The sequence below is a fragment of the Micromonospora sp. NPDC050784 genome (genome assembly GCF_044456765.1).
Lineage (GTDB): Bacteria > Actinomycetota > Actinomycetes > Mycobacteriales > Micromonosporaceae > Micromonospora > Micromonospora foliorum.
Genome location: NZ_JBITGG010000027.1, coordinates 51,979 through 69,283, shown reverse-complemented (window position 1 = coordinate 69,283; position 17,305 = coordinate 51,979). Strand labels below are relative to the sequence as shown.

Below are 17,305 nucleotides of genomic sequence, written 5' to 3'. Positions count from 1 at the left end.
GTGGAGTGCCCCTGTGGGTGCGACAGAGGGGGAGGCCGACACGTCGACCTCGCCCCGGGAGTGCCCCTATGACCGTAGAGCAGTTCGCCACCCGTCACATCGGTCCCGGCCCCGACGATGAGCGTCGGATGCTGGAGGTCGTCGGGCACGACTCGATCGACGAGCTGATGGACGCCGCGATCCCCGAGGTGATCCGCTGGCACGGCACCCTCGACCTACCCGACCCGGCCACCGAGGCCGAGACGATCGCCGAGCTGCGGGCCCTCGCGGCCCGGAACACCGTCGCCGTCTCCATGATCGGGTTGGGGTACCACGGCACGCACACCCCGGCGGTGATCCGCCGCAACGTGCTGGAGGACCCGGCCTGGTACACGGCGTACACGCCGTACCAGCCGGAGATCAGCCAGGGCCGGCTGGAGGCGCTGCTGAACTTCCAGACGATGGTCACCGACCTGACCGGCCTGGCCACCGCGAACGCCTCCATGCTCGACGAGGGCACCGCGGCGGCGGAGGCGATGACCCTGGCGCGGCGGGCCTCCAAGAGCAAGAGCCGGGTGTACGTCGTCGACGCCGACGCCCTGCCGCAGACCATCGCGGTGATCACCAGCCGGGCCGAACCGCTCGGCATCGACGTGCGGGTCCTCGACGTCGAGCGTGACGAGTTGCCGGCGGAGTTCTTCGGCCTGCACCTGCAGTACCCGGGGGCGTCCGGTGCGGTCCGCGACCACGCGCGCCTGGTCGAGGCGGCGCACGCCGTCGGCGCCCTGGTGACCGTGGCGGCGGACCTGTTGGCGTTGACGCTGCTGCGCGCACCGGGGGACATCGGCGCGGACATCGCCGCCGGCACCACCCAGCGTTTCGGCGTACCGATGGGCTTCGGTGGGCCGCACGCCGGTTACCTGGCGGTGCGCTCGGGCCTGGAGCGGATGCTGCCCGGGCGCCTGGTCGGGGTGTCCCGCGACGCGGACGGCAACCCTGCCTACCGGTTGGCGTTGCAGACCCGCGAGCAGCACATCCGGCGGGAGAAGGCGACCAGCAACATCTGCACCGCGCAGGTCCTGCTCGCGGTGATGGCCGGCATGTACGCCGTCTACCACGGCCCGGACGGGCTGCGGGACATCGCGACGCGTACCCACCGGATGGCGGCGCGGCTCGCGGCCGGGTTGCGCGCCGGCGGCGTGGACGTCGCGGACGTCGCGTTCTTCGACACCGTCACCGCGACCGTGCCCGGCGCGGCGGCGCAGGTCGTCGAGGCCGCCGCGCAGCGGGGGGTGAACCTGCGGCTGGTCGACGCCGACCGGGTGGGGGTGTCCTGCGACGAGACCACGACCGACGCGCACCTGGAGCAGGTGTGGGAGGCGTTCGGGGTGCCCGCGTTCGACGGTGACGTGGACGCGGCCCTGCCGGTCGACCTGACGCGCGGCAGCGACTTCCTCACCCACCCGGTGTTCCGCAGCCACCACTCGGAGACAGCGATGCTGCGCTACCTGCGGCGGCTGTCGGACTTCGACTACGCCCTGGACCGGGGCATGATCCCGCTCGGTTCGTGCACGATGAAGCTGAACGCGACCACCGAGATGGAGCCGGTCAGCTGGGCGGAGTTCGCGAACATCCACCCGTTCGCGCCGGACACCCAGACCGCCGGGTACCGGGAGCTGATCGGTCAGCTGGAGTCGTGGCTGGCCGAGGTGACCGGCTACGACGCGGTGAGCGTGCAGCCCAACGCCGGTTCGCAGGGTGAGCTGGCCGGGTTGCTGGCGATCCGCTCGTACCACGCGTCGCGCGGTGAGACGCACCGCGACGTGTGCCTGATCCCGTCGTCGGCGCACGGCACGAACGCGGCGTCGGCGGTGATGGCCGGCATGCGGGTCGTGGTGGTGGCCTGCGACGACGACGGCAACGTCGACCTCGTCGACCTGGATGCGAAGATCGACAAGCACCGCGACGCGCTCGCCGCGATCATGGTGACGTACCCGTCGACGCACGGCGTGTACGAGACGGGCATCGCGTCGCTGTGCGCCAAGGTCCACGACGCCGGCGGGCAGGTGTACGTCGACGGGGCGAACCTCAACGCCCTGGTCGGGTTCGCCAAGCCCGGCAAGTTCGGCGCGGACGTGTCGCACCTGAACCTGCACAAGACGTTCTGCATCCCGCACGGCGGCGGAGGGCCCGGGGTGGGCCCGGTGGCGGTGCGTGCGCACCTGGCGCCGTTCCTGCCCGGTGACCCGCTGGGCGCGCACGCGGACGCGACGCCGGCGATCTCGGCGGCGAAGTACGGGTCGGCGGGGATCCTGCCGATCCCGTGGGCGTACCTGCGGATGATGGGCGCCGAGGGGCTGACCCGGGCCACCGGTGTGGCGGTGCTCGCGGCGAACTACGTGGCGGCGCGGCTGCGGGGGCACTTCCCGGTGCTGTACGCGGGCAACAAGGGCCTGGTGGCGCACGAGTGCATCCTCGACCTGCGGCCGTTGACGAAGGCGACCGGGGTGAGCGTCGACGACGTGGCCAAGCGGCTGATCGACTACGGCTTCCACGCGCCCACGATGTCGTTCCCGGTGGCGGGGACGCTGATGGTGGAGCCGACCGAGAGCGAGGACCTGGCCGAGCTGGACCGGTTCTGCGATGCGATGATCGCGATTCGCGCGGAGATCGAGCAGGTGGGGTCCGGGGCGTGGCCGGCGGGGGACAACCCCCTGGCCAACGCGCCGCACACCGCGGCGATGGTCAGCGGTGACGAGTGGTCGCACGCGTACCCGCGGTCGGTGGGCGCCTACCCGGGCGGGGTGGACCGGGCCGGGAAGTACTGGCCGCCGGTGCGGCGCATCGACGGCGCGTACGGCGACCGGAACCTGGTCTGCTCGTGCCCGTCGCCGGAGGCGTTCGAGGACTGACAACGCCGCAGCCGGTCGGGGACTGACGACGGCGCGCCGGGGCGGGCGGTACGGCCTGCCCCGGCAGCCGCTGCGACCTGGGCGGGGACGTCCCTTACCGGGGGACTAGCCTGGGTCGACGGCGGCTAAACGGTGACGCTGAGTGGTCGGTCAGGCCACGAGGGCGTGGCGGGCGGGGCCGCGGTGCGGTGCGATGCTGCTGCCGTCGGGAAGCAGCTCGCCGGTGTCCTCGAAGACGATGACACCGTTGCAGAGCAGGCTCCAGCCCTGCTCACGGAAGCAGGCGAGGACCCGCGCGGCTTCCCGGTCGGTGGCTTCAGCGGAGGGGCAGGTCGGTTGGTGCTGGCACATCGGGTTCTCCGGACTGTGGGGGCACTGTGTCATGGTTCACATGACCAGTGACGCACAGTACCAAGCGAAAGTGTCCAACATCGAGCAGGTGCCTGCCTGGTGACCGGGAAATCCACTGAACGGATGAGGAAGGTTGGACCGTACGGCGTGGAAACGCTCCCACAGGTGTGCCCCGCGGACAGCGGCTCGGCTGCTCTGGTCGATGTGCCCGCCGCGCCCGCCGCGTGCCGGGGCGCGCTCACCGAACGCGCCCGCCTGCACTGGTCCCGCGGCGACGGCGGCGACCCCGCGGCCCTCGCCGAGGAGTTCCTCGCCGCGCACGGCCTGCCCCTGCACGACCTGACCCGACCCGCCGCCGCCCAGCACGGCACCGGGGCCTGCGGCGCGGCCCTGTACCTGTCCGCCGCGGCCGGGGCTCTGCTGGCCGGCGCCCCCACCGGGGCACCCGAACCCGCGCCGACCCTGCCCGACCTCGCCGTCGTCGTCTTCGAGCACACCCCCACCCGGGCCACCCGGCCCGGCCCACCGACGCCGTGGTGGCTCGGCGAGTGGACCGAGAGCTGGACCCCCGGGCAGCACGCCGCCGCCGTCGACGCGGTCCGCGCCGCCATCGGCCGCGGCGACGTCTACCAGAGCAACCTCGTCGGCCACGCCGCCGCCCCCTACACCGGCGACCCGCTGCCCGCCCTGAGCCGCCTCGGCGCGCTCCCCGGCGCCCGCTACGGCGGTGTCCTCACCGGCGACGGCTGGGCCATCGGCTGCGCCTCCCCGGAAACCCTCGTCGAGGTCACCGACGGGCAGGTGATCACCCGACCGATCAAGGGCACCCGCCCGGCCACCCCCGCCGGCCGCGCCGAACTGCTCGCCAGCGCGAAGGAACGCGCCGAACACATCATGATCGTCGACCTGGAACGCAACGACCTCGCCCGCATCGCCCGCACCGGCACCGTCACCGTCGACGACCTGTTCGCCGTACGCCGCTGGTGCGACCTGTGGCAGGCCGAGTCGACCGTCCGCGCCACCGCCGCCGACGGCCTCGGCCTCGCCGACCTGCTGCGCGCCACCTGCCCCGGCGGCTCCGTCACCGGCGCCCCGAAACTCGCCGCCCTGACCCAGATCAGCGCCCTCGAACCCGTCGGGCGGGGCGCCAGCATGGGCGCCCTGGGCTGGGTCGCCCCGGGCCACGTCGACCTCGGCCTGACCATCCGCACCGCCGCCGCCGACGGCCAGCGGCTGCACACCTGGGCCGGCGGCGGCATCACCTGGGACAGCGACGCGCACGCCGAGGTCGCCGAGGCCGCCGCGAAGACCACCCCGATCCGCGCCACCCTGGCCGGGCGCCGAGCGCCGCACCGGACGGCGATACGCTGAACCCCATGACCATGCGGCCCATCCGGATCATCGGCGACCCTGTCCTGCGCACCGGATGCGAACCGGTCACCACCTTCGACGCCGAGCTGCGCGCCCTCGTCACCGACCTGATGGACACCCTGCTCGGCGCCCCCGGCCGCGCCGGCGTCGCCGCACCGCAGATCGGCGTCAGCGCCCAGGTGTTCGTCTACGACGCCGACGGGCACCGCGGCCACCTCATCAACCCCACCCTCGAGCTGTCCGAGGAGCTCCAGGACGACGAGGAGGGCTGCCTGTCCATCCCCGGGCTGTACTTCCCGACCGTGCGGGCCCTGCACGCCACCGCCCACGGCGTCGACCAGCACGGCGAGCCGCTGACCATCGCCGGCAGCGGGTTCCTGGCCCGCGCCCTGCAACACGAGACCGACCACCTGGGCGGGAAGCTCTACGTCGACACCCTGCGCGGCGACACCCGCCGCCGGGCCCTGCGCGAGATCCGCGCCGGGCGCTTCGACTCACCCAGCCGCCGCAGCTAGCGGGCCACCCACTGGTCGTGGCCGAGCTTCGCGACCAACGCCACCACCACCACGAGCAGCACCACCCGCACGAACCCGGAGCCGCGACGCAACGCCATCCGCGCCCCCAACACCGCGCCGGCGATGTTGCACACCGCCATGCCCGCGCCCAGCAGCCACCACACGTGCCCGGTCACCCCGAACACCACCAGCGCGCCCAGATTCGTCCCCGCGTTGACGACCTTCGCCATCGCCGAGCCGTGCACGAAATCCGCACCGACGAGGGCGGTGAACGCCAACACCAGGAACGTGCCGGTGCCCGGGCCGATCAACCCGTCGTACAGGGCGATCCCCACTCCGGCCACCGCGATCACCGCCGCCACCCGCACCGGAGTGCGCTTCGCCGGCACCGCCACCACCCCCATGCGGGGACGCAGCAGCACGAACACCGCCACCGCCACCAACACCACCAACACGACCGGCCGGTACGCCGACGCCGGCACCGCCCCGGCGAGAGCCGCGCCCACACCCGCGCTGAACACCGCCAACCCCGCCGCCGGCCCCGCCACCCGCCAGTCGACAGTCGTCCTGCGGGCGTACGTCGCCGCCGCCGTGGCCGTACCGAAGATCGCGGCCAACTTGTTCGTGCCCAACGCGGTGGCCACCGGCAACCCCGGGGCGGCCACCAGCAACGCCGGCAGCAGCAGCAACCCGCCGCCACCGACCACGGCATCGACCCACCCGGCCATCGCCGCGGCGGCCAGCAGGGTACTCAGCGTCACGGCGTCCACGGGCGGCAATTCTCCCCACCCGACGCGCCGCAGCAGCCCTCAAGTGGCAAGCCTCACCCGCTCACCGACCCCGCGTACGCCGCAACCACACCCCCAAAGCCCCGACCGCCACGAACACCAGCACCGAGCACAGCAACACCTTCGCCACCCGGCAACCATGCCACGGGCACGTAAGGTGCAGGAGTGCGCCTGGCCACGTTCAACCTGCTGCACGGACGGTCCCTCACCGACGGGCTCGTCGACCCCGCCCGACTCGCCGCCGCCATCGCCGCCCTCGACGCCGACGTACTCGCCCTGCAGGAGGTCGACCGCGACCAACACCGCAGCGGCAACCTCGACCTCACCGCCATCGCCGCCCGCGCCCTCAACGCACCCCACCACCGCTTCGCCGCCGCCGTCGTCGGCACCCCCGGCGAACAGTTCCGCCCACTGCGCCACGACGACGACGGCCACGGCGAACCCTGCTACGGCATCGGCCTGATCAGCCGATACCCCGTCCGCAGCTGGCAGGTCACCCGACTCAAGCCCGCGCCCGTGCGCTCACCGGTCTACGTGCCCGGCCCCCGCGGCGGCCTCATCCTGCTGCACGACGAACCCCGCGTGGTCCTCGCCGCCGTCCTGGACACCCCCCACGGCCCACTCACCGTCGCCGCGACCCACCTGTCCTTCGTGCCCGGCTGGAACGCCCGCCAACTACGCCAGACCGTCCGCGCCCTGCGCGCCCTCCCGGGCCCCCGCGTCCTGCTCGGCGACCTCAACCTGCCCGCCGGCGCGGCCCGGCTCATCTCCGGCTGGCACCCCCTGGGCCGACGCCCCACCTACCCCTCCGGGCAGCCCCGCGTCCAACTCGACCACATCCTCGCCGACCGGCACGCCCTCGCCGACCTCCCACCGGTACGGGCCGTCACCGCGCCACCGTCCACCATCTCCGACCACCGCCCCCTGCTGGTCGACCTCGGCTGATTCCTGGTCGCCCGACAGGCCACCATCGCGGGCCACCAATGTCTAGGGTGGGCTCAACCGACACCACCGTCGTTGCGCCATCGCCACCCCGACAATCACGGAGCTGACCATGAGCGACACGCCGGACACGATCGTGCTCATCCACGGGTTCTGGGTGACCCCCCGCAGCTGGGAACACTGGGTCACTCACTACCAGGCCAAGGGCTACCAGGTGCTCACCCCCACGTACCCCGGGCTGGAAGGCGAGGTCGAGGCGATCAACGCCGACCCCAGCCCCCTGGAGACGCTGACCGCGCCGCAGGTCATCGCGCACCTGTCCGCGGTGGTCGACGCGCTGCCCAAGCCGCCGATCATCATGGGTCACTCCGCCGGCGGGGCGTTCACCCAGGTGCTGCTCGACCGGGGGTACGGCGCCAGCGCAGTCGCCCTCAACTCGGCGCCCACCGAAGGTGTCAAGAACATCCCGTTCTCCCAGCTGCGTTCCACCTTTCCGGTGCTGCGCAACCCCGCCAACCGGCACCGCGCCGTCGGGTTCACCTTCGAGCAGTGGAACTACGCGTTCACCAACACCTTCGACGAGCCGGAGGCCCGCGCCCTGTACGAGCGCTACGCCATCCCCGCCGCCGGCGGCATCCTCTGGGACAGCGTCCTGGCCAACCTGCTGCCCGGCCCCCAGGACATCGCCGTCAACTACCACAACGACCAGCGCGCGCCGCTGCTGTTCATCTCCGGCTCGGAGGACCACATCATGCCGCCCAGCGTGCAGCGCGCCAACGCCGCGCACTACCAGGGCGACACCATCACCGAGGTCAAGCTCTACCACGGGTACGCACACCTGCTCCCCGCCCAACAGGGCTGGCAGCAGATCGCCGACGACGCCCTCGACTGGGCCCTGCGGCACGCCCGGTGAACACCGCGCCGCCGCTGCGGATCACCCACATCGGCGGCCCCACCACGCTGATCGAGGTCGGCGGGTGGCGGCTGCTCACCGATCCCACCTTCGACCCGCCCGGGCGGCGCTACACCTTCGGCTGGGGCACCTCGTCCCGGAAGATCACCGGCCCGGCGATCCCCGCCGCCGACCTCGGGCCCATCCACGCGGTGCTGCTCAGCCACGACCACCACGGCGACAACCTCGACGACGCCGGCCGCGCGCTCCTCAGCGGCGCGGGCACCGTGCTCACCACCGTGTCCGGGGCACGCCGGCTCGGCCCCGCCACCCAGGGCCTGCGCGCCGGTCAGACCACCCGGATCACGCACCCCGCACGACCGACGATCGAGGTGACCGCGACGCCCTGCCGGCACGGCCCACCGCTGAGCGGCCCGATCGTCGGCGACGTCATCGGCTTCGCCCTGCGCTGGGCCGGACAACACCACGGCGCGCTCTGGATCACCGGCGACACCGTGCTGACCCGCCGGGTCCGCGACGTGGCCACCCGCACCCGGATCGGCACCGTACTGCTGCACCTGGGCGGGGTACGGTTCCCCGTCACCGGGCCGCTGCGCTACTCGATGACGGCCCGGCGAGCCGTCCAGCTGTGCGCCGCGCTGCGACCCCACACCGTGATCCCGGTGCACTACGAGGGTTGGCAGCACTTCCAGGAGCCCCGCGAGGTCATCGAGCGCGCGTTCACCGCCGCCCCGCCCGCGGTGCGCGACAGCATCCGCTGGCTCCCACCGGGCGAACCCACCACCATCATCGACGCCTGACGAGGGCGGGGGAGCACCCCACCGAGTCGCAAGATTCCCTCAAGATCATTGCATCGACGAACTCCGACAACCATGCTGGTCGACACGCGCCACGATCAACTCGTCGGAGGCCACATGAGACGTCAGCGAACCACCCTCATCGCCGTGTCCACCCTCATCGCCGTCACCCTCACCACCGCGCCCACCCCCGCCAACGCCCAACAAGCCGCGCTACCCGACCAGGTCACCGCCCTCACCGCCCACCAGGCCGACGGATACACCACCCTCGCCTGGCAACCAGTCGACGGCGCCACCGACTACCAGATCGAACGCACCCCCGTCGACGCCGACAACACCCCCACCGGCGCACCCACCATCGTCGGCATCTGGCGACCCAACCGCCAGATCAACCAACAGGCGCCTACCTTCGCCGACTCCGGCTACAACCCCGGCGACACCTTCCAGTGGCGCGTCCGCGCCCGCACCGGCAGCACCGAACAGCCCTACTCCGAGCCGGTCACCGCCACCACCACCGCACCCTGGGGCAACCCCGACACCCCCGGCCAACAGCTGCGCACCCAATGGGAAACCACCCACGCCGCGCAATACACCAGCGACACCGACGAGTACGCCTACACCGCCGCCATCGACGCCCTCAGCGACCGCGTACGCGTCGTCGAACTCGGCCGCACCGTGCAGAACCGACCCATCAACATGCTCGTCATCGGCCACCCCACCCCGCCGGCCACCCCCGCAGCCGTCGCCGCCACCGCACCCCTGGCCATCAACTGCAACGTGCACGGCAACGAACCCGGCGACCGCGAAGCCTGCCTCATCATGGCCCGCCAACTCGCCTTCAGCACCGACCCCCGCATCACCGACCTGCTCAGCCACACCACCGTCCTGATCGTCCCCACCATCAACGGCGACGGCCGCGCCAACAACACCCGCGGCAACTCCACCGGCCAGGACCTCAACCGCGACTACTCCCTCATCCGCCAACCCGAGACCGCCGCGTACATCAGGATGGTCCGCGACTACCGACCCGTCGCCGGCTACGACGGCCACGAGTTCGGCAACTCCCGCGCCGGCGACCTGCCGATGCTGCCCCCACGGCACCAGAACGTCGCCCAACCCATCTTCGACCAGTCCCAGGACATGATCGAAGACCACATGTACGCCAAGGGCGCCGAAGCCGGCTGGTGGGCCTGCCCCTACGGCTGCGAAGGCGGCGGCAACGTCGGCCTCAGCGAGGAAACCATCCTGCGCAACACCCTCGGGCTCAAGAACGTCACCAACTCGCTGTTGGAACTGCGCAGCTCCGGCGGCCAGACCCGCCCCGACGAGGGCAACACCGCCAACAACCGGCGCCGCAAGACGTACTCCGCCCTGTGGACGTTCCAGCAGTTCCTCGACTACCACCGCGAAGACCGCGCCGACATCCTCAAGGCCCGTACCGAGGCCATCGAGTTCCAGGCCGCCAACACCGGCCGGCTGGTCTTCCGCGGCTCCCGCCCCATCCCGGCCCACCCGGCACCGCACCCCGGTGACAGCCCACCGCCGCTCGACGCGCCCCCCGCCGACCTGATCCTCGACAACGCACCCTGCGCCTACAAACTCACCGACGCGCAGTACCACGGCGCCCGCACCGACGGACCCGGTGGCGTCGGCACCACCGTCGCCCAGCGCATCGCCGCCCACGGCTGGAAAGTCATCAAGACCGGCGACGGCTACTACGTGCCCCTCAACCAACCCGAACGCGGCCTCATCCCACTGCTCCTCGACACCAAGGGCGTGGAGAAGCTCACCGACGGCGAACGCGTCTATCCCACCCTCACCGGCCGCCGCAACGGACCCCTGGTCGTCACCGGCTTCACCTGCGCCGACGACGCCACCATCAACGGCCCGGTCACCGTCCGGGCCGGCGCGGCACTCGTCACGACCGGAACGACCATCAGCGGACCGCTCAGCGCCACCGGCGCCGCCGGCGTTCTGCTCGCCGACAGCAGCGTCAACGGCCCGGTCCGGATCGCCAACACCACCGACGCCATCTCCATCATCGACGTCACCATCGCCGGCCCGGTCGACCTTTCCGGCAACACCACCGGCACCGACGCACCCCTGCTGATCGGCAACACCGTCCGCGGCCCGCTCAGCTGCACCGGCAACAACCCCGCACCGACCAACCTCGGCATCACCAACACCGTCCACGGCCCCCGCACCACCCAGTGCGCGACGCTGTGACCGACAGCTAGACAACCGCTGCCGGCGGCGCGGGCCCGTTGCCCGCGCCGCCGGCACAACCCACCGACCAACCCCGAACCCGTGGAGGCCGCCGTGTCGCATTCCGCCACCGCACCGCGCCACCCCCGACGACGGGCACTCGGCCTGCTCCTGCCGACACTGCTGCTGGCCGCCTGCACCAGCAGCCCCGCAGGTTCCCGCGCCGACGCCGCGCCAACGGCCACCGCACCCCAGATCACCGGTCCGCTCTGCGCCGCTCTGCCCAGCGGCACCGAACCCGGCAACCCGAGCTTCCTCGCCGGTCAACCCGTCGAACAGGCGCTGCGCTGGATCCCCACCCTCACCACGTTCGAAGCGGCCCTGCGCACCAGCGGCGTCCTCACCGACCTGCCCGCCGGCACCGGCGTCACCGTCCTGGCGCCCTCCGACGACGCGTTCGCCGCCACGTTCTCCGAGGACAACTGGGACGACCTCATGACCCGCCACACCGACCAGCTCCGCACCCTGCTGAAAGCCCACCTCATCACCGGGACCCACCCGATCGCCGACCTCACCACCGCCGGCACCGCCACCACCCTCGACGGCGTCACCGTCACCGTCACCCGTACCGGGGCCACCGCCCGCCTCGGCGACCGCGCCGACACGGTCTGCGCCGACTACCAGGCCACCAACGCCCGCATCCACATCATCAACGCCGTCCTCGGCCCCCTGCCCGTCACGGCCGACGGCACCGGCGACCGCGCACACTGACCACGCTCACCCCGGCGGCACCAGACCCGCCAGCGCGCGGTTGGTCCGGTTCGCGCGGACCGCGTCGCGCTGCTGCCCGGCCGTCACCTCGATGTACGTCTGCGACGACGCCAACGACGCGTGCCCCAACAACCGCATGATCTCCGCCGCACTCGCACCGTCCTCCGCCAACCGGGTCGCGAAGGTGTGCCGCAGCGCGTGCAGCCGCGCACCACGCGGCACCCGGTCACCGATACCGGCCCTCCGGTAACACGACTCGACGAGATACTGCAGGCCACCACGGCGCAACGGCTCACCACGCCGATCCACCAGCAACGCCGAGTCGGGGCGTACCGACCGCGAGCCGAACCGCCGCACCCGACTGTCCAGGTAGTCGCGCAGCACCCGGTCCAGATCCGCCTCGATCGGCACCACCCGAGGCCGCCCGCCCTTGCCCGCCACCTCGACCCGCCGCTCACCGGGCCGACCACCGAGCGAGTCGACCCGCAACGCCAACAGCTCCGACAGGCGCAGCCCGGCGCAGAGCGCCACCGCCAACACCGCCACGTCCCGCTCCGGCCACGGGTCGCGTTGCCGACCGTCGTCGCGCGCGGCGGACGCGAGCAGCACCTCGGGGGTGTCCGCGCCGCGCAGCGGCTTGGGCTGGGGGAGTAGCGCCCGAGGACGCCCGACCGCCGGCATCGGGTTGCCCGCCACGAACCCGTCAGCGACCAGGAACGTGAAGAAACTGTTCCAGGTGGACCAGGCCCGATGCACCGACGCGGGCGCCCGGGGGGCGGCGAACCGGGCGAAGGCCGCCCGCATCACCCGGGGGGAGAGGTCGGTGATCGACAAGGCGTCCAGGGGGAGGGGAGGGGCTTCCGCGACCAGAGCCGCGATCGCGTGCAGATCCCTGCGGTACGCGGCCAGGGTGTGGGGGGAGGGCTTGCGGGTGGCGCGCGCGGTCAGGAACTCCTCGATCAGTACCGCAAGCGATTCGTCCTGTTTGTCATGCATAAGGCATATTATGCAGCATTTTCGGGTTTCCGGGTAGGGGACCGAGAGAGGGGGAGGAGATGCCAGAACCCCGGCGGTACGTCCTCACAGGAGCGCCCGGCGCCGGCAAGACAACCATCATCGAGGTGCTCCACCGCAGGGGACACGTCACCGTCCGAGAGGCCGCCACGGACCTCATCGCCGAGAGGCAGGCACAGGGGTACGCCGCGCCGTGGCACGACACCGACTTCGTCGACGCTGTCGCCGCGCTGCAACACCACCGGCAGGTCGAAGCCGACGCGCGTCAGCCGGTCCAGTTCTACGACCGGTCGCCGCTGTGCACCCTGGCACTGGCCCGCCACCTGGGCAGACCGATCGGCCCGGCACTGATCGCCGAGGTGGACCGGATCATGCGCGAGCGCACCTACCAACGCCCGGTGTTCCTGATCAGCCCGCTGGGCTTCATCCGACACACCGCAGCGCGTCAGATCAGCTACGCCGACACGCTGGCCTTCGCCCGCCTGCACCAGGAGGTGTACGAGGACCACGGATACCAGCTGGTCGATGTGCCGGCCGGACCGGTGCGGACACGGGTGGCACTGATCGAGAAACACGTATCGTGCGCGACATGACGTCGCCCGTTGCCACCTGCCCCGAGTGTGGTCAACCCGGCACACCCACCGTGTACCGAGATCCGGACGATCCCATGGCCTGGGTCTGTCCCGAGGGGCATCGGTGGCGGGTGACCGACCGGCCCGGGTGGTCGCCGTGGGCATCGCCCGCCGCCGTCGCCGCGCCCCACCACGCCAGTGACACCAGAGCCCGGACCGGCCCCGCCCAGGTCGACAAGGACGGGCGGAGTTGGCGGATCGGCACCGCCGGCGACGTCGCCTGGCTCGCCGGGCGCACCACGCAGGGTTTCTCGGTCACCGCCGCGATCCCGCCGGTGTTCGACGCGTACGGCACCTTCTACCCACCAGAAGGGGTTGGTTTCGAAGCCCACGAACGCGCGGTGATCGACGAACTGGTGTGGTGCACGCCGGAGCAGCCGTGGTGGCTGGGCTTTCTCGACACCGGCGCCCACGACGTGGTCTTCCCGGATGCCCCGAGGGTGTCTCTCTACTGGGGTTGGTCGTACGTACTGGTCGAGGCCGGGCCGAAACAGGCCCTCACCTGGCGCAGCGGTCACATGCGCGGCGCCGGGGCGCTGCCCGACCTGTTCTTTCCGGCGGATCGTTCCTGGCTCGTCTCCGCCCTGTGGGACGACACCTGGACCGACATCGGCGCCAGTGTGGCCGTACTGACGGCCCTGCGGCGCAACCCGCTGGTCAACGCGCGCCTCGTCGGTCCGGACGAGGACGCGTGTCCGCCCGGCCTGACGCGCGAGTGACCCCGCTCGGGTGAGGGCAAGGGGACCGCCAGAACGCCTCACTTTACATAATCTGCATTATCGAATCCGGCTTGGGTCAGATCAGTCCGGTAGCGTCTCACTGTGTATCAGGCGATCTTGCTGGACGTGTACGGCACGCTCGTACACGATGATGAGAGCTCGGTCAATGACGTCTGCGTGCAAGTAGCAGATTTGATCGCAGTCGATCCGTCTGCTATCGCGGCAGAGTGGTCCCGACGGCTGGAGGCCAGCGCCGAAATGGCGTATGGGGCCGGTTTTCGTACGCTCGCAGACCTGACGCTCGGCAGCCTCACCGAGGCTGTGGCGAACTTCGGGGCATCCGTGGAGCTTGAGCCGATCTGCCGCAAGCAGCTGGACTCCTGGCGTCATCCACCGTTATACGACGACAGCCGGCCGTTCCTCGATGCTGTGACGGTGCCGGTGTGCCTGGTCTCCGACGTCGACCAGGACGACCTGACGGCGGTGCTGCGGTGGCACGGCATTGCCGTCGCCGCCGCGGTGACCAGCGAAGAAGCCCGCGCATACAAGCCCCGCCCTGAACCGTTCCAGCTCGCGCTGGCCCGCCTCGGCCTGGGCCCCGGCGACGTGATCCACATCGGCAACTCCGCATCATCCGATGTCGCCGGAGCCGCCGCTCTGGGTATCGACACGGCATTCCTCGACCGTGCTGGAGTCGGCCTGCCGCCGGGGGTCACGGCAACCTACACGGCGGCGACGCTGACGGCGCTGCTGCCCCAGGTGTTGCCGTGTTGAAAATCCTGGTCAGCGGCTGCCTGGGCGGCGCACCGATCCGGTTCAACGAGACTGGCGTGCCGGTCGCCTCTCCGATCTGGCAGCGGTGGGCTTCTGAAGGGCGCCTCGTGTCGCTGTGTCCAGAACTGGTCGTCGGATTCCCGGTGCCGCGCCCGGCAGCCGAGATCGTCGGCGGCAGCGCGGCCGACGTCCTCGACGGCCGCGCCCAAGTGCACGAAGCATCGGGCCGTGACGTCACCGAACTGTTCCAGGCGGCGGCGCAGCGGGCGGTCGACAAGGCACTGCAGGCCGGCGTCGGGCTCGCCATCCTGGTCGAGGGCAGCCCTACCTGCGGTAGCACCTACGTTCACGACGGAACCTTCACCGGCGTCACTGTCGCTGGGCGTGGCGTCGCGGCCGAGGCGTTGCGCCGCCGGGGCATCCCTGTGTTTTCTCACTACGACCTGGACAGGGCAGCGGCTGCTCTGGCGGAGCAGGAACGGCAGCACGGTAACGGCTGACCCCGCTCGACGCAGCGTGCGGTATCACCTCACGCACTCACAACGACAGATGCGCGCGTCGGCTCATCCGCCGCCGTGTCATGGTGCCTCGCGGGGTTCCTGACGGGTCAGGAACGTGGTGATCTTGTCGCGGCGGTCGCTGAGCCGGTGGATGAGCAGCGGCGGCAGGCGCCCGGAAGGGGTACGCATCAAACGCTTCGGATGAGTGATTCGAGGCTGACGAACCCCGTCACCCTCGTTGGCGGGGTCCGCTCCCCCACAGACACATCTCAGCCTCGCGTGCGGCGCAGCCAGTCCTGGGTGAACGATCGCAGCAGGGTGGGTTGTTCGTACGGCAGGTAGTGTCCGGCCGCGTCGACCATGGTGTAGGTGCCGCGCGGATAGTGGCGCATGGCGCGGAACTGATCGGCGTAGCCGATGATTCGGTCCTGTCGGCCGGTGATCACGCTGACCGGCCCGTCGAAGACGACCTCAGCGCTCTCGTCGGGTAGCGCGTAGTCGGGGCCGGTCTGCAGCTGCTGTTGGAAGGTCGCGTCGCCGGGGCCACCGGCGTTCATTGCCGCGAGCACCGTCGCGACGACGGCTGGGGTGCGGTGGCCCAGGGCGGCGTCGAGGTGTGCGTGCAGTTCGGTGGGAGCGGCGTCGAGCCAGCCCGGGGGCGCGTCGAGTGGTGGGTCGTCGGGCAGGTCCCGGCTGTCGCGGGTGATGGTGACGCCGGGGCAGACGAGGAGCAGGCCGCGGACGAGGTTGGGTCGTTGGCGGGCGATGCCGGCGGCCAGGTACGCGCCGTAGGAGCCACCGGCGAGCAGGACTGGCGTGTCGACGTGGTGGTCGAGCCAGGCGCAGACGGTGTCCAGCACCGCCTGGGAGGTGGGTGGGCAGTTGGCGGGGGTGTCGCCGTGGCCGGGCAGGTCCAGGTAGATCTCTCGCAGGCCGGTGCCGGCGAGGGCGGGGCGGAAGGCGGCGGCCGTGGCGGCGCGGCTCATGCTGAACATGGGTAGGCACACCACAGGTGGTCCGGTTTCCGCTGATTGATCGACCGCCAGGTTCATGGTCGAGATGCTACTGAGGGTGTTGGCTTGGTGCGTACGACGTGGGTGGACGGTGATGGCACGGAACCAGTGGGGTGGTGGCGTCGTGGGTGACGACAGTGCGGTGGTGGCCGCTTCCGACGACTCGGTTGTGGTGACCATCGTCAACGCCTGCCTTCGGGGCGGGCGTGGGGGCAGCCCAACATCTGTCGTCGATGAGTCTCTCTCCCCCACACCGGATGCGAAGTACGTGTTGAGCGACGCCGAGCGCAGCCGTGTGCCGGTCCGGATGGGCACGTCGCATGCCGTGTTCGTGGGGCGGGTCGTGGGCGACGAGCCTGTGGATCTGCGGTTCTTCGCCGCCGAGGGGGAACTGCCCGCGTGTGGGCATGGGACGGTGGCGGCGGTGGCGTACCTCGCCGGGCGTCGTGGCGGTGGCGAGCACGAGTTCAGGTTGCGTGTGTCGGGGCGTACGTTCGTCGGTCGCGCGGTCCGCGACGGTGACCAGATCCGTGCCTCGTTCGACCCGGGTCCGGTGGCCGTACGGGACGCGACCTCGTTCGAGGTTGGGCTCGTCGTCGACGCCCTCGGTGTCGCTGCGGGCGACCTTGTTTCCGGGGCGTGTGTGGCGTCGTTGGGGCGGGCGCGGATGTTGGTGCCGGTCACCACACCTGGTGCGGTCGTGGCCTTGGGCCCTCGCCTGGACCGGCTCCGGGCGGCGTGCGACAGGTTGGGGTTGCTGGGCTGCTACGTCTATTCGCACCCCACCCGTACGGGTGGTGTGGTGGCCCGGATGTTCGCGCCGTCGATTGGGGTTCCTGAGGACATCGCCAATGTGAACAGCACCGCCTGCCTGGCCGCCCGGATGGCGGGTAGCGGCTTCACCGAGTTGACCGTCGACATGGGTGACGTCCTCGGCGAACCGGCTACCATCATCGCCTCTGCCCGTCCGAGTTCCACCGGGGCGCGGGTCCTGGTGGGGGCCGACGCGATGATTGTCCGTGCGGTGCCGTATCCGTATCACGCCAGATGACGTGCGGTGCGGTGAAACCCGTCGCTGGAGGCGTTGGACACCGTCTGCGGTCGCTGAT

Annotated in this window: 17 protein-coding genes; 13 read left to right on the top strand and 4 right to left on the bottom strand. The window is 71.5% G+C overall.

Going from position 1 to position 17,305, the window contains the following annotated elements:
* Positions 1 to 68: 68 nt before the first annotated feature.
* Positions 69 to 2,891, top strand: a complete 2,823-nt coding sequence (gcvP, locus tag ACIBD9_RS28870) for an aminomethyl-transferring glycine dehydrogenase (protein WP_396722377.1) — start codon at positions 69 to 71, stop codon at positions 2,889 to 2,891.
* 150 nt (positions 2,892 to 3,041) lie between these two features.
* On the opposite strand, the gene ACIBD9_RS28865 is transcribed toward gcvP, so the two are convergent.
* Positions 3,042 to 3,242 (bottom strand): DUF5999 family protein, encoded by a 201-nt coding sequence (locus ACIBD9_RS28865; protein WP_007460326.1) that lies wholly within the window; start codon positions 3,240 to 3,242, stop codon positions 3,042 to 3,044.
* A 123-nt stretch (positions 3,243 to 3,365) separates the two neighbouring features.
* Here ACIBD9_RS28865 and ACIBD9_RS28860 point away from each other — a divergent pair, with 123 nt between their 5' ends.
* Together ACIBD9_RS28860 and def are read left to right on the top strand one after the other, a co-directional pair.
* A complete protein-coding gene (locus ACIBD9_RS28860) occupies positions 3,366 to 4,613 on the top strand; it encodes a chorismate-binding protein (RefSeq protein WP_396722375.1) in 1,248 nt (415 codons plus the stop codon).
* A gap of 5 nt (positions 4,614 to 4,618) precedes the next feature.
* A complete protein-coding gene (gene def, locus ACIBD9_RS28855) occupies positions 4,619 to 5,128 on the top strand; it encodes a peptide deformylase (RefSeq protein WP_387166729.1) in 510 nt (169 codons plus the stop codon).
* Here def and ACIBD9_RS28850 read toward each other — a convergent pair.
* Positions 5,125 to 5,898, bottom strand: a complete 774-nt coding sequence (locus ACIBD9_RS28850; protein ID WP_396722373.1) for a sulfite exporter TauE/SafE family protein — start codon at positions 5,896 to 5,898, stop codon at positions 5,125 to 5,127. The two genes, def and ACIBD9_RS28850, sit on opposite strands and share 4 nt — an antisense overlap.
* Positions 5,899 to 6,081: 183 nt before the next feature.
* On the opposite strand from ACIBD9_RS28850, the gene ACIBD9_RS28845 reads away from it, so the two are divergent.
* From ACIBD9_RS28845 to ACIBD9_RS28825, 5 genes are all read left to right on the top strand, one after another.
* On the top strand, positions 6,082 to 6,861 hold the full coding sequence (locus tag ACIBD9_RS28845) for an endonuclease/exonuclease/phosphatase family protein (RefSeq protein WP_396722371.1): 780 nt from the start codon (positions 6,082 to 6,084) through the stop codon (positions 6,859 to 6,861).
* Between the two features lie 109 nt (positions 6,862 to 6,970).
* Positions 6,971 to 7,771 (top strand): alpha/beta hydrolase, encoded by an 801-nt coding sequence (locus ACIBD9_RS28840; protein WP_396722369.1) that lies wholly within the window; start codon positions 6,971 to 6,973, stop codon positions 7,769 to 7,771.
* Entirely contained in the window at positions 7,768 to 8,571 is an 804-nt protein-coding gene (locus tag ACIBD9_RS28835; RefSeq protein WP_396722368.1) for an MBL fold metallo-hydrolase, read from the top strand. Before ACIBD9_RS28840 ends, ACIBD9_RS28835 begins: the two co-directional genes overlap by 4 nt.
* 114 nt (positions 8,572 to 8,685) lie before the next feature.
* Positions 8,686 to 10,794 carry a M14 family zinc carboxypeptidase gene (locus tag ACIBD9_RS28830; protein WP_396722366.1) on the top strand — a complete coding sequence of 703 codons (2,109 nt, stop codon included), beginning with the start codon at positions 8,686 to 8,688 and terminating at the stop codon, positions 10,792 to 10,794.
* A 93-nt stretch (positions 10,795 to 10,887) separates the two neighbouring features.
* Entirely contained in the window at positions 10,888 to 11,544 is a 657-nt protein-coding gene (locus ACIBD9_RS28825; protein ID WP_396722364.1) for a fasciclin domain-containing protein, read from the top strand.
* A gap of 6 nt (positions 11,545 to 11,550) precedes the next feature.
* Here ACIBD9_RS28825 and ACIBD9_RS28820 read toward each other — a convergent pair whose 3' ends face one another.
* The gene (locus ACIBD9_RS28820) at positions 11,551 to 12,540 is read right to left on the bottom strand and encodes a tyrosine-type recombinase/integrase (protein WP_396722362.1); all 990 of its coding nucleotides are present in this window, start codon (positions 12,538 to 12,540) and stop codon (positions 11,551 to 11,553) included.
* Between the two features lie 59 nt (positions 12,541 to 12,599).
* Between ACIBD9_RS28820 and ACIBD9_RS28815 the strand changes: the two genes are divergently transcribed.
* The 4 genes from ACIBD9_RS28815 (at position 12,600) to ACIBD9_RS28800 (ending at position 15,183) form a co-directional block, all read left to right on the top strand.
* A complete protein-coding gene (locus tag ACIBD9_RS28815) occupies positions 12,600 to 13,151 on the top strand; it encodes an AAA family ATPase (protein WP_396722361.1) in 552 nt (183 codons plus the stop codon).
* Positions 13,148 to 13,909, top strand: coding sequence for a hypothetical protein (locus tag ACIBD9_RS28810; protein WP_396722360.1), 762 nt, complete (start codon positions 13,148 to 13,150; stop codon positions 13,907 to 13,909). Before ACIBD9_RS28815 ends, ACIBD9_RS28810 begins: the two co-directional genes overlap by 4 nt.
* A gap of 102 nt (positions 13,910 to 14,011) precedes the next feature.
* Complete coding sequence (locus tag ACIBD9_RS28805; protein ID WP_396722358.1) at positions 14,012 to 14,683, top strand: HAD family hydrolase; 672 nt, start codon at positions 14,012 to 14,014, stop codon at positions 14,681 to 14,683.
* Positions 14,677 to 15,183 carry a DUF523 domain-containing protein gene (locus ACIBD9_RS28800; protein WP_396722355.1) on the top strand — a complete coding sequence of 169 codons (507 nt, stop codon included), beginning with the start codon at positions 14,677 to 14,679 and terminating at the stop codon, positions 15,181 to 15,183. The genes ACIBD9_RS28805 and ACIBD9_RS28800 overlap by 7 nt, the downstream gene beginning before the upstream one ends.
* 269 nt (positions 15,184 to 15,452) lie before the next feature.
* On the opposite strand, the gene ACIBD9_RS28795 is transcribed toward ACIBD9_RS28800, so the two are convergent.
* Positions 15,453 to 16,235 (bottom strand): alpha/beta fold hydrolase, encoded by a 783-nt coding sequence (locus ACIBD9_RS28795; RefSeq protein WP_396722354.1) that lies wholly within the window; start codon positions 16,233 to 16,235, stop codon positions 15,453 to 15,455.
* 85 nt (positions 16,236 to 16,320) lie between these two features.
* Here ACIBD9_RS28795 and ACIBD9_RS28790 point away from each other — a divergent pair, with 85 nt between their 5' ends.
* On the top strand, positions 16,321 to 17,247 hold the full coding sequence (locus tag ACIBD9_RS28790) for a PhzF family phenazine biosynthesis protein (RefSeq protein ID WP_396722352.1): 927 nt from the start codon (positions 16,321 to 16,323) through the stop codon (positions 17,245 to 17,247).
* Positions 17,248 to 17,305 lie beyond the last annotated feature (58 nt).